5 protein-coding genes are annotated in these 12,943 nt (G+C 73.0%); 4 read left to right on the top strand and 1 reads right to left on the bottom strand.

Features of this window, described 5'->3' with window-relative positions:
• The first annotated feature begins 277 nt into the window (after positions 1–277).
• The 4 genes from HND91_RS09915 to HND91_RS09900 all read left to right on the top strand — a co-directional run bounded on the left by HND91_RS09915 (position 278) and on the right by HND91_RS09900 (position 11,575).
• Positions 278–4,369 carry a beta strand repeat-containing protein gene (locus HND91_RS09915; RefSeq protein WP_181706394.1) on the top strand — a complete coding sequence of 1,364 codons (4,092 nt, stop codon included), beginning with the start codon at positions 278–280 and terminating at the stop codon, positions 4,367–4,369.
• Between the two features lie 204 nt (positions 4,370–4,573).
• Positions 4,574–4,954, top strand: a complete 381-nt coding sequence (locus HND91_RS09910) for a DUF6165 family protein (RefSeq protein ID WP_181706393.1) — start codon at positions 4,574–4,576, stop codon at positions 4,952–4,954.
• Between the two features lie 25 nt (positions 4,955–4,979).
• Positions 4,980–10,091 (top strand): tetratricopeptide repeat protein, encoded by a 5,112-nt coding sequence (locus HND91_RS09905; protein ID WP_181706392.1) that lies wholly within the window; start codon positions 4,980–4,982, stop codon positions 10,089–10,091.
• Positions 10,091–11,575: a tetratricopeptide repeat protein gene (locus HND91_RS09900; RefSeq protein ID WP_181706391.1), complete on the top strand. Its 1,485-nt coding sequence runs from the start codon at positions 10,091–10,093 to the stop codon at positions 11,573–11,575. The genes HND91_RS09905 and HND91_RS09900 overlap by 1 nt, the downstream gene beginning before the upstream one ends.
• A gap of 12 nt (positions 11,576–11,587) precedes the next feature.
• Here the strand turns inward: HND91_RS09900 and HND91_RS09895 are convergent, their stop codons facing one another.
• Entirely contained in the window at positions 11,588–12,778 is a 1,191-nt protein-coding gene (locus HND91_RS09895; RefSeq protein WP_181706390.1) for a glycosyltransferase family 4 protein, read from the bottom strand.
• Positions 12,779–12,943 lie beyond the last annotated feature (165 nt).

Here is a 12,943-nt window from a genome sequence, read left to right as displayed (position 1 = left end):
CGGACCGCAGGAGGTCCGGGCGCTCCGGCCGCCCCGGTAGCATCGTCGCAAGGCGCTGGCCGGCTTCAATAATCCTACCTTTGCTGCGTCTTGTTCCAGGTCTCTGCGCGGACTGACGATGCGGGATGCGCGCCCCACCTGCATTAACCCGTCTTTAAATGCACATCTTTATATCTCTCCCCTGGAATGGCGGGGGCGCGACCGGAGTTTCGGTCGACGGCGGTCCAGGAGGATCGTCCGGCGGATTTCACGCGCCGTTCATTCGGAGGGCGTGCTCGTGTCGACGTTCAGCTTCGGAAACACTGGGGTCACCGCGACGATCCCGCTGGCCACGGTCATCACCAGCGGAACCGGCGATGACGCGATCACCCTGGACGGCACCTTCAAGGGCGTGTCCATCGACCTCGGGGCGGGCGCCGACGCGCTCGTCATCGGCAAGTCCGGCGCGACCGCGACCGTCGGCAACGTGGAGACGATCACCGGCGGGTCCGGCGTGGACGTCATCACCCTCTCGACCCAGGTCACCGCCGGCACCATCGATCTCGGCGGCGGCGCGGACAAGCTCACCTTCGGCAACTTCGCCAACACCGCCACGGTGCAGAACGTCGAGCAGATCGTCGGCGGGTCCGGTTCGGACGTCATCACGCTCGGCGCGGCGGCGGTCGGCACCAAGATCGACCTGATGGGCGGCGCCGACAGCCTCACCCTGTTCGCGGCGGCCAACACGCTCACGATCTCCAACGTGGAGACCCTCACCGGCGACACCGGCGGCGACGTGGTCACGCTCGGCACCGCCGTCACGGCCGGCACCATCGACCTCGCCGGCGGCAGCGACCGGCTGATCCTCGGGACCTTCAACAACACCCTGACGGTCACCAACGTCGAGACGCTGGTCGGCGCCGGCAAGGACGACATCGTCACCCTCGGGTCGGTCGTCACCGGCGGCGCCATCGACCTCGGCGCCGGCAAGGACCGGATCACCCTCAAGGACGGCGATAACACCCTCACGGTCTCCAACGTGGAGACCGTCATTGGCGGCACCGGCGCCGACGTGGTCACCCTCGGCAGCGCTCTCTCCAACGGCACCGTCGACCTCGGCGCCGGAAACGACACGCTCACGCTCTCCTCCAAGGGCGGCACGGTCACCATCGCGAACGTCGAGACCCTGGCCGGCAGCGGCAGCGGCAACGACATCGTGACGCTCGCGGCGAGCTACACCGCCGGAGCCGTGGACCTCGGCGCCGGCAAGGACAAGCTCACCCTTCTCGGCGCGGCCGCCGACATCACCGTCTCCAACGTGGAGACCTTAATCGGCTCCTCCGGCAGCGACGCCGTCACCCTCGGCACGGCCTTCACGGGCTCCATCGATCTCGCCGGCGGGTCCGACGAGCTGACCCTCGGCAACGCCGGCAACACCGTCACGGTCGTGAACGTCGAGACTCTCGTCGGCGGCTCGGGCTCGGACGTGGTCACGCTCGGGGCGGCGCTCTCCGGCGCCATCGACCTCGCCGGAGGCTCCGACAGCCTGAAGCTCGGCGCGTTCAACAACACCGTCACGGTCACCAACGTGGAGACCCTCGTCGGCGGCGCCAAGAACGACGTGGTGGTGCTCGCCACCGCGCTCACCGCCGGCTCGATCGACCTCGGCGCCGGCAAGGACAAGCTGACCCTCAGCGACGACGGCAACACGGTCACCATCGCCAACATCGAGACCCTCGTCGGCGGCACCGGCGACGACGCCATCACCCTCGGCAGCGCCGGCAACTGGTCGATCGACCTCGGCGCCGGCGACGACGGCGTCACCCTCGGCTCCAAGGGCGGCATCTTGACGGTCACCAACGTGGAGACCGTCACGGGCGGCTCCGGCGCCGACACGGTCACCCTCGGCAGCGTCCTCACCGCCGGCCTCATCGACCTCAAGGCCGGCAAGGACACCCTGACGTTCGGCAAGGCCGGCACCTCGGTCACGGTCGCCAACGTGGAGGCGGTGATCGGCTCCTCCGGCGCCGGCGACGCCATCGTGCTCTCCAACCAGGCCGCCACCATCTCGGTCGGCAACATCGAGACCATCGTCGGCTCCTCGGCCAACGACACGGTCATCCTGACCACCGCCATGAGCGGCTCCATCGACCTCGCCGGAGGCTCGGACAGCCTGAAGCTCGGCGCCTTCGCCAACACGATGACGATCACCAACGTCGAGACCATCGTGGCCGGCGCCAAGGACGACGCCATCACGCTCGGCTCGGTGATCACCTCCGGGTCCATCGATCTCGCCGCCGGCAAGGACAAGCTCACCCTGGCGGACGGCGCCAACACCCTCACCGTGTCGAACGCCGAGACCATCACGGGCGGCACCGGCGCCGACGTGGTCACCCTCGGGGCGGCCGGCGTCGTCACGGTCAACCTCGGCGACGGCGCCGACAGCATCACGCTCGCGGCCAAGGGCGGCACCGTAACGCTCACCAACGTGGAGACCGTCACCGGCGGCTCCGGCAACGACGTCGTCACCCTGACGAACCAGATCACCAGCGGCAGCCTGGACCTCGGCGCCGGCAAGGACCAGCTGACCCTGACGACGGCCGGGTCCACCGTGACGGTGGTCAACGTGGAGACCGTCGTCGGCTCCTCCGGCGCGGACACCATCCTCCTCTCCAACGTCGCCAACACCCTGGTGGTGTCCGGCGTGGAGACCCTCACCGGCAACTCCGGTTCGGACGTCGTCACCCTGGCGAGCGCCGTCACCGCCGGCACCATCGACCTCGGCGCCGGCAGCGACAAGCTGACGCTCGGCAAGTTCGTCAACACGCTGACGATCGCCAACGTCGAGACGCTGGTCGGCGGCGCCAACACCGACGTGATCACCGCCACCTCGTCGCTCTCCGGCACCGTGGATCTCGGCGCCGGCAAGGACAAGCTGACCCTCGCCGACGCCGGCAACACGGTCACCATCGCCAACGTCGAGACCATCGCGGGCGGCACCGGCGCGGACGTGATCACCCTGTCCGGCAAGGGCTCGGGCCTTTCCATCGATCTCGGCGCCGGCTCCGACAGCCTCACCCTCGGGGCGGCGGGCACCTACACGGTCACCAACGTGGAGACCCTCGCGGGCAGCTCCGGCGCTGACGCGGTCGTGCTCACCACGTCCATCACGGCGGGCAGCCTCGACCTCGGCGCGGGCGTCGACAAGCTCACCCTGGCGGCCACCGGCAACACGCTCACCATCTCCAACGTGGAGCAGATCACCGGCGGGTCCCAGTCGGACGCGGTCACCCTCGGGACGGTCTACCGGGGCGCCATCGACCTCGGGGCCGGGAGCGACACCCTCACCCTCGGCAACTTCGCCAACACCGTCACCGTCTCCAACGTGGAGACCGTGGTGGGCGACGCCGGGGCGGACGCCATCGTCCTCAAGGCGGCGGCCGGCGGCATCTCGATCGACCTCGCCGGCGGCAGCGACACCGTCAAGCTCGGCGCTTTCACCAACAGCCTCAACGTCATCAACGTGGAGACCATCACCGGCGCCGGCGGGGCCGACACGGTGGTGTTCACCGGCGCCGCGGCGGGCGTCACCGTCGACCTCGCGGCCGGTCTCGACAGCGTCACCTTCAACAACGCCGGCGCGACCGCCACGCTCACCGGCGTGGAGACGATCACGGGCGGCACCGGCGCGGACGTGGTCACCCTGAAGGACAAGGCCGCCACCAGCATCAATCTCGGCGCCGGCGCGGACAGCCTCACCCTTTCGGTCGCCTCCACGCTCACGGTGAACAACGTCGAGACGGTCACCGGCAGCACCGGCGTCGACAAGCTGACGCTCGGCTCCACCGCCACCATGACGGTGTCCAGCGTGGAGATCGTCACCGGCTCGGCCGCCACCACCGACCTCGTCGTCCTCAACGGCGGCGGCACGGTGACCCTCGCGGACGTGGAGACGATCACCGGCTCCGCCTCCAACGACGTGGTGGTGATCACCGGCACGGGCGCCGTGACGGTCGATCTCGGCAACGGCACCAACACCTTCCAGAGCGTCGCCGCCAAGGGGGACGACATCACCCTCGGCTCGGGCACGGACACCGTCCGCTACACCAAGGCGGACCAGTCCACCGCCGCCGCCGAGGACGTCATCACGGGCTTTGCGAGCGGCACCGACAAGATCAACCTCGCCACCGCGCTCGGCAAGGGAACGTTCAGCTTCCTCGGCAAGGACGGCACCTTCGCGACCGACGGCAAGAACGCCCAGGCGAAGTTCACCACCGACGGCACCGACACCACGCTCCTCATCGACAACGGCGGCGACGGCACCGCGGACATGCAGATCAAGCTGGTCGGCATCACATCCCTCGCCGCGGGCGACATCACCTTCTCCTGATCGATCGCCTGCGCGATCGACCCTGCGACTGGGACGGGCCGGGGATCATCCCCCGGCCCGTCCGCGTTCCGCCGGATCCGTCTCGCTTGAAAGCGCCGGGCGCTTCGTGCAGCGTTCGAATCAGTGCCGATTTCGCATGTTTGAATGAGTGGTTCGGCCGAGGCCGCCCGGGCGGGCGGCGCCTCAGAAGGCGAGCGCTGAGCCATGATCGACATCCCGGTGTCCTGGGGCGAACTGATCGACAAGATCACCATCCTGGAGATCAAGGCCGAGCGCATCGGCGACCCGGTCAAGCGGGCCAACGTCGCCCGCGAGCTGCAGCTCCTCTCCGAACGCCTGGCCACCGTGCCGCTGCCGCCGGCCGTCACCGGCCTGAGGGCGGAGCTGAAGGCCGTCAACACCGCCCTTTGGGACATCGAGGACCACATCCGCGACTGCGAGCGCGCGGGCGACTTCGGCGACCGCTTCGTGGAGCTCGCCCGCTCGGTCTACCGCACCAATGACCGGCGCGCCGCGCTGAAGAAGGACATCAACGTGGCGCTCGGCTCGGCCATCGTCGAAGAGAAGTCCTACGCGGCCTACTGACGGGATCGGGGGAGGGGGCGCCGCCATGGGGATCACCGTCGCATTGGGCGGACGGCCCGACCTCGCCGAGGCGCGTCGCCTGCACGCGGCCGGCGACGTCGCCGCCGCCGCCGCCGTCTACCGGTCCATCCTGGCCGCCGCGCCGGACGATCCGGTCGCCCTCCACCTCCTCGGCGTCGCCCTCCACCAGGAGGGCCGCTCCGCCGACGCCGTGCCGCTGATCCGCCGGGCGATCGCGCTCGCCCCCGGCACCGCCGCCTTCTGGCAGAACCTGGTCCTGCCGCTGGTCGCCCTCGGCCGCGCCGGGGAGGCCGTGGAGGCCGCCGCCGAGGCGACCCGGCTCGCCCCCGGGGCGGTCGGCGCCTGGATCAACCGGGTCCACGCCCTCGTCGCCGCCGGACGCCTGGACGAGGCCGCCGCGGCGGCGAGCTGCGCCGTCGCGGCCGATCCGGCGAGCGCCACCGCCTGGGCCCAGGCCGGCCACGTGCTCAGCCTGCAGCGCCGGTTCGAGGCGGCCGAGCACGTCCTTCGCCGCGCCCTCCTGGTCGACGCGGACGACCGGGACGCGCTCCACAATCTCGGCGTCGTCCTCCACGAGCTCGGCCGCGACGAGGACGCCGTCACGGTCTACCGCCGGCTCCTCGCCCTCGAGCCCGGCAACGCCGCCGCCCGCCTCAACCTCGGCGTCTCGGTCCGCACCCTCGGCGACCCGCGCGCCGCCCTCGCGCTCTGGCGGCAGGGCGGCGCCGATCCGGCCTCGAGTCCCGAGCTCCACTACAACGTCGGCTGCACCCATCTCCTCCTCGGCGAATGGCCGGAGGGCTGGGCCGGCTACGAGCGCCGCTTCGAACTCCCCGGCCACCCCCTGCCGCCGCGCCTTGCCGCCGTGCCCCTCTGGACCGGCGCGCCCCTGCCGGACGGCACCCTCGTCGTCCACTGGGAGCAGGGCCTCGGCGACACGCTCCAGTTCGTCCGCCTGGTGGAGCGGGTCCGCCCGCGCGCCGCCCGCGTGGTGGTGGTGGTTCAGCCGGCCCTGAAGCCGCTCCTTCAAGCCTCGCCGCTCTTTGCCGGCGAGGGCGCGCCCACGCTCCTCGCCGACGGCGAGCCCCTGCCGGCGGCGGACGCCTGGGTGCCGCTCCTGTCGCTGCCGCACCGGCTGGCCCTGTCGCCCGACACGCTCCGCCCGTCGCCGCCGGTGCTGGCGGCCGATCCGGCCCGGGTGGCCCGCTGGCGGGACCGGCTGGAGGCCCTGGAGGCCCCGCGCTTCGGCGCGCGCCGGCCGTTCCGCGTCGGCCTCGTCTGGCAGGGCAACCCGAACGCCCCGGCCGAGACCGGCCGCTCCCTCCCGCTCGCCGCCCTCGCGCCCCTCGGCCGCGTCGACGGCATCGCCTTCTACGCGCTCCAGAAGGGCCCCGGCCGGGAGCAGATGGCCGACGCCCCGCCGGGGCTCCGGCTGATCGACCTCGGCGACGACTTCGATGCCGGCCCCGGCGCCTTCCTGGACACGGCGGCGGTCGCCGAAAGCCTCGACCTCGTCATCACCACCGACACGTCCATGGCCCACGTGGTCGGCGGCCTCGGCCGGCCGGTCTGGGTGCTCCTGAAGCACGTGCCCGACTTCCGGTGGGGCATCGACGGCCAGATCTCGCCCTTCTACCCGTCCATGCGCCAGTTCCGGCAGCCCGCCGTCGGCGATGTCGCCGGCCTCGTCACCCACGTGGAGCACCAGCTGGCGGCCCTTGTGGACGCCCGGGAGACGGAGCGCGACGACGGCGCGCTGCAGGCCGCCCCGCCGGGCCTCGACGACGCCATCGCGGCCCACGCCGCCGGCCGCCACGGCGAGGCGATCGGCCTCTACCGCGCCCGTCTGGCCCACGACCCGGACGACGCCCGGGCGCTCAACCTCCTCGCCATCGCGCAGTTCGAGAGCGCCGACCGCAGCCGGGAGGCGGCGACGGCGGCCCTGCCGCTCGCCTGGCGGTCGGTCGCGGTCGCGCCCACGGACGCCAACGGCTTCGCCAATCTCGGCGTGCTCCTGAAGAACGCCGGCGACCTCGCCGAGGCCGAACGGGCGCTCGTCACCGCGCTCGCCTTCGATCCCGCCCACGGCGGCGCGCTCCAGAACCTCGTCACCCTCCTCGGCCAGCGCGGCGCCACCGTCGACGCGGTGGGTCTCACCCGGGCCGCCGCCCGGGCGCGCCCGAACGACCCCACCGTCCGCCGGGCGGAGGCACAGGCCCTGAAGGCCGCCGGCCGTCTGGCCGAGGCGATCGAGGCCTTCCGCGCGGCCGCCGCGCTCGCGCCGGAGGACGCCCGCCTGAAGGTTCTCCTCGCCAACGCCCTCGACGAGGCGGGCGACGCGGCGGGCGCGGTGCGGTCCTGGGAGGAGGCGCTCGTCGCGGACCCCGCCAACGTGGACGCGCTCACCAACCTCGGCGTCTCCGAGCGCCGGCGCGGCGACAAGGCCCTGGCGGTGTGGTTCTACCGGCAGGCCCTGGAACACGCGCCCGCGAACGCCGACACGCTCACCAACCTCGGCACCGCCCTCTTCGACCTCGACCGGGTGGCGGACGCCCGCGCGGCCTTCACGGCCGCCATGGCGGCCCGGCGCGGCCATGCGGACGCCGCCATGGCGCTCGGCATGACGCACCTGATCGAGGGCGACTTCGACGCCGGCTTCAAGGCCTACGAGGAACGTCGCCGCAGCCCGCGCCTGGGGCTCGACGGCGGCCCGCCCGCCTTCCACGGCCGGGACGTGCGCGGCCGGACCCTGCTTCTCCTCTGCGAGCAGGGCTTCGGCGACGCCATCCAGTTCGTCCGCTATGCCGGCGAGTTGAAGGCACGCGGCGCCGCCCGTGTGGTGGTCGGCTGCCGGCCGCGGCTCGCGGCGCTCCTCGCCGGCGCGACGGGCGTGGACGCGGTCGCCGTGGAGGGCGGCCCCGTGCCGCCGGTCGACGGCGCCATCCCGGTCATGAGCCTGCCGCACCTCCTCGGCACCCGGCTCGACACCATTCCGGCCGCCGTCCCCTACCTGACGCCGGATCCGGACCGGGTCCGCCGCTTCGCCGAACGGCTCGCCGAGACGGACGGCCTGCGGATCGGCCTCGTCTGGCAGGGCAATCCGGACCCCGCCGTCGACGCCGGCCGATCCGTGCCGCTGAAGGCGTTCGCGCCGCTGGCCGCGATCGAGGGCGTCCGGCTCATCGCCCTCCAGCAGGGACCGGGCGTGGAGCAGATCGAGGCGCTCGGCGGCGCCTTCCGGGTGGAGACCCTGGGGCCGGACGTGGACGCCGGCCCGGACGCCTTCCTGGACACCGCCGCCGTGATGATGAACCTCGACGTCGTCGTCTCCACGGACACGGCCGTCCTGCATCTTGCCGGCGCCCTCGGCCGCCCGGCGTTCGCGGTCTTGAAGCACCATGCCGAATGGCGCTGGCTGAAGGGGAGGGCGGATTCCCCCTGGTATCCGACCCTGCGGCTGTTCCGCCAGGGCGAGGCGGAGGTGGGCACGGCGGAGCCCTGGGCCGGCGTCGTCGGCCGCCTCGCCGCCGAGGTGGCCGCCCTCGCCGAGGGCGACCGCAGCCGCCTCGTCCCGCGCACCGACGATCCCCGGATCGCCCCGCCGGCCGCTCCGCCGCGGGAGAGCGGCGAGCGGATGTTCGGCCGCGCGGTGGCCGAGCACGTGACCGGACGGCTGGACGCCGCCGCCGCCCTCTACGCGGCCGTGCTCCTCGACCATCCGGACGCCCTCGAAGCCATCCACATGCTGGGGGCCATCGCGCTCCAGCGAAGGGCCTATCCGCGCGCCCTCATCCTGTTCCAGGCGGCCCGCCGGCGCGGCCTCGCCACGCCGGAGTTCCGCACCAACACCGCCATCGCGCTCCGCCGCCTCGGCCGCGAGGGCGACGCGGAGGCGCTGCTTCGGGAGGTGGTGGCCGAGGCGCCCGAAGCCGGCGAGGCCTTCATCAACCTCGGCGCGCTCCTCACCGACACCGACCGTCCGGCCGAGGCCGTCCCGGTGCTGGAGACCGCCGTCGCGCTCCGCCCGCAGGCGCCGGTCGCCCACCGCAACCTCGGCAACGCCCTTCGCGCCGTCGGCCGGCTCGCCGAGGCGCTCGCCGCCTTCAACCGGGCGGCGGACCTTGCGCCCGGCGACGCGGACATCCGCATCGACCGCGCCCATGCGCGGCTCGCCGCCGGCGACCTTGAGGGCGGCTTCGCCGACTACGAATACCGCTGGCAGGGTGCCGAGATGACGCCGCGCGCCCTTCCGGCCCCGCTCTGGGACGGCGCCCGCTACGACGGCCGCACGCTGCTCGTCCACGGCGAGCAGGGGCTCGGCGACCAGATCCAGTTCGCCCGCTATCTCGCCCTCGCGGCCGCCCGCGGCGGCGACCTCGTCGTGGAGGTGCGCCGTCCGCTGCTGGCGCTCCTGTCAGGGCTCGACGTCGGCGGCCTGCCGGTCCGCTTCGTCGAGCAGGGCGGGCCGGTGCCGCCCCACGACGTGCAGGCGCCGCTCCTCAGCCTGCCGCTTCTCCTCGGCACCACCCTCGACCGGGTGCCGGCCGACGTGCCCTATCTCTCCGCCGACCCGGACCGGGTCGCCCGCTGGCGCGACCGGCTCGCCGGCGAAGGGCCGCTGGTGGCGCTCGTCTGGCAGGGCAATCCGAAGGCGCGGGCCGACCGGGGGCGCTCGCCGGGTCTTGCCGCCCTGGAACCGCTCCTCCGCCACGGGGCGGCGCGCCGTCCGCCGGTCCGCTTCGTCGGCCTCCAGAAGGAGCACGGCCTGTCCGATCTGGCCGGCCTGCCGGCGGACCTCCGGCCGCGCCTCCCCGGTCCGGGCTTCGACGACGGGCCGGACGCCTTCCTGGACAGCGCCGCCATCCTGACCGTCGCCGACGCGGTGGTGACGTCCGACACCGCGCTCGCCCACCTCGCCGGCGCCCTCGGGCGGCCGACGCTCGTCCTCCTGAAGCACGCGCCGGACTGGCGCTGGATGACCGGCCGGCCGGACAGCGTCTGGTACCCCACAGTCCGCCTCCTTCGCCAACCCGCGCCCGGCGACTGGGCCGCCGTCGCCGAGGCGGCCGGGCCGGCTCTCGACGCTCTCCTCCAGGGCGGTCCGGAGACGGCCTGATGTTCCCGGCCGCCGACCGCCTCGCCCGCGCCCTCGACGACCACCGGGCCGGTCGGCTGGACGCCGCGGCCGCCGCCTATTGCGAGGTGCTGGAGGCCGAGCCGGAGAACCCGGACGCGCTCCATCTCCTCGGCGTCACCCTGAAGGCGAAGGGCGCCCTCGACGAGGCGATCGCCCTCATGCGCCGGGCGACGGACCTCGCCCCCGGCATGGCGGCCGCCTGGTCGAACCTCGGCAACGCGCTCGCCCGATCCGGGGACGACGCGGGTGCGGCGGAGGCCTACGGGAGGGCTCTCCACATCGCCCACGACACGGCGGACGTGTGGTGCGCCTACGGGGCGGCCCTGAAGGCGCTCGGCGACCGGGACGGCGCGCTTCGGGCCTGCGAGCGGGCGCACGCCCTCGATCCGGACTCGGCCACCGCCGCCCACAATCTTGCAAACCTTTACGGCGAGCGCGGCCGGGACGAGGAGGCGGTCGCGCTCCTGCGCCGGGTCCTCGCCGCCCATCCGGACCTGCCGGAGGCGCACTACAACCTGGCCCGCCTGCTCCTGCGCTTCGGCGACGACACGTCGGCATGGCGTCACTACGAATGGCGATGGCAGACGCCGGGCTTTCCGTCCCGCCGCCGGCACGTCGAGATGGCCGCCTGGGACGGCGCCCCGCTCAAGGGCTCGCTCCTTGTCCATACGGAACAGGGGCTTGGCGACTGCATCCAGTTCGCCCGGCTCGCGCCGCTCGCCCGGTCGCTGGCCGGATCGGTCACCCTGGAGGTGCCGGCGCGCCTCGCCCGGCTGTTCAGGTCTTTCACCGGCGTCGATCACGTCATCCCCGACGATGTGGCCCCGGACCCGCACAATGCCGTCGTGCCGCTCATGAGCCTGCCGCACCGGCTCGGACTGACTCTCGGGTCGGTGCCGCGGCGGGTGCCCTATCTCGCCGCCGAGCCGGACCGGGTCGCCCGCTGGCGCGCCCGTCTTGGCGACGACGGCCGCCGGATCGTCGCCCTCGTCCACAAGGGCAACCCGGCCTCGCCGGTCGACCGCGGCCGCAGCATCGACGACCTCGGGGTCTTCGCCGGGCTCGCGGCGCTGACCGGCATCCGGCTGATCTCGCTGCAGAAACTCGCACCCGAAGCGATCGAGGCGCATGGGTCCGGCCACCGTGTCGCCGGCCTGCCGTTCACCCTGGAACACGCCGGCCCCGACCTCGACGACGGACCGGACGCCTTCCTGGACACGGCCGCCGTCATGACGATCGCGGAGCGGATCGTCTCCACCGACACCGCCGCCGCCCACCTCGCCGGCGCCCTCGGCCGGCCGGTCCACATCCTCCTCCAGGCGGTCGCCGAGTGGCGCTGGCTGCGCGCGCGCCCGACCAGCCCCTGGTACCCCACAGCCCGCTTGCACCGCCAGGTTGTGGAGGGCGATTGGGCCGATCCGGTCCGGGATGTCACCGCCCTTTTGGCCTCCGGGGGCGGCTGAATCGCCGCCGGGTCAGATGAGCGAAAGCACCACGTCGCGCATCTCCGCCGCCGTCCGGGCCCACGGACGGGCCGCCATCAGGGCTGCGCCGCCGGCCCCTTTGCGGCGGGCATCCTCCTGATCGGAATAGGCTTTCTCCAGCCGGTCGACGATCTCGTCGACGCTCGATTCGCCCCAGCCCGGCGTCGTCCCGACCCCCGCGTAGGGGCCGGAGACCGGCCGCTGGTGGGCGAGCGGATAGCAGCTGTCCGGCTGGATGAGGTCCAGGTGGCCGGTGTTCGCCGACAGGATGGTCGGCACCCCGCACGCCATGCATTCCATCGCCACCAGATTGGTCCCGCCCTCGCTCCGGTTCGGGAAAAGGGCCACGTCCATTTCCCTGAGGATCGGAGCGATCAAGGCATTCGGCACCGCGCCGAGGTCCACGAACTGGTCCGCCGGAATGCCGTTCGCCGCCGCCCAGGCGGTCGCGTCCACCTTTCCGTTCGGCCCGAACACCACCGGCGCCGCCTGCCCGGAGACATCCACCGTCCTGGCGAACTGCGGCCACGGGCTGTGCCAGGCCGTCACCAGCACCGCATCGGAATGCCGCTCCGCGAACCGGCGGAAGGCGGCGAGCACCAGGTCCTGGCCCTTGCGAAGCTCCAGCTTTCCGCCGCTGAACACCAGGAATCGCCCCGGCATCAGCCCCGCCTTCGGGGCCGGGTGGAACAAGGTCGGGTCGATGCCCTGGATCACGGTCCGCACCGAGGCGACGCCGTATTCCCGCAGGATCCGCTCGTTCCAGGTCGATCCGGCCACGATGAACGGCAGCGCCTTCGCCCGCTCGACCGTCTCCGCGTCCAGCTGCGGCACCTCGAAGAACACGACCCCGACCGTCGGGGTCCCGGCGAGCCGGAGCTCGTCCCGGAGCGGCGCCGTGCGGAAGTCGTTGCCGAGCGCCGACAGCACCGGCCCGTCGGCCGTCACCGTCCGGTTGGAAAGGCCGGCGAGCCTGCCCTGCAGCCCCTCCGATTCGGCCCGGAACCGGGCGAGAACTCGGGTTTTCAGCGGGTCCACGACGATCTGGTCGTCCCTCAGCGGATAGGAGCAGAGCGGCTCCACCGCAGGGTCGTTCGACCAGTGCAGCGCCAGGTTGAGGCCGTAGACGCCCCAGCCGAAGAAGCTCGACACCCCCCAATGGATCACCACGCGCCGGCGCATGCCATTCCCCGAAACCCGATGCGACCGCGCGGGAACCCGGCCGGGGCGCCGCTCGGACCTATTGCAAGACAATGATTTTTCAACGTTAACGGCAGGTTACCGCGCGCCTCGGCGCTCCCGTTCCGTAACCGTCCATTAACCAGACGGAAACCATAGTCCGGGAGA

The sequence above is a fragment of the Chthonobacter rhizosphaerae genome (assembly GCF_013839525.1).
Taxonomy (GTDB): Bacteria; Pseudomonadota; Alphaproteobacteria; order Rhizobiales; family Pleomorphomonadaceae; genus Chthonobacter; species Chthonobacter rhizosphaerae.
The sequence above is the reverse complement of the archived record's forward strand: the minus strand, read 5'-3'. Positions and strand labels throughout refer to the sequence as shown.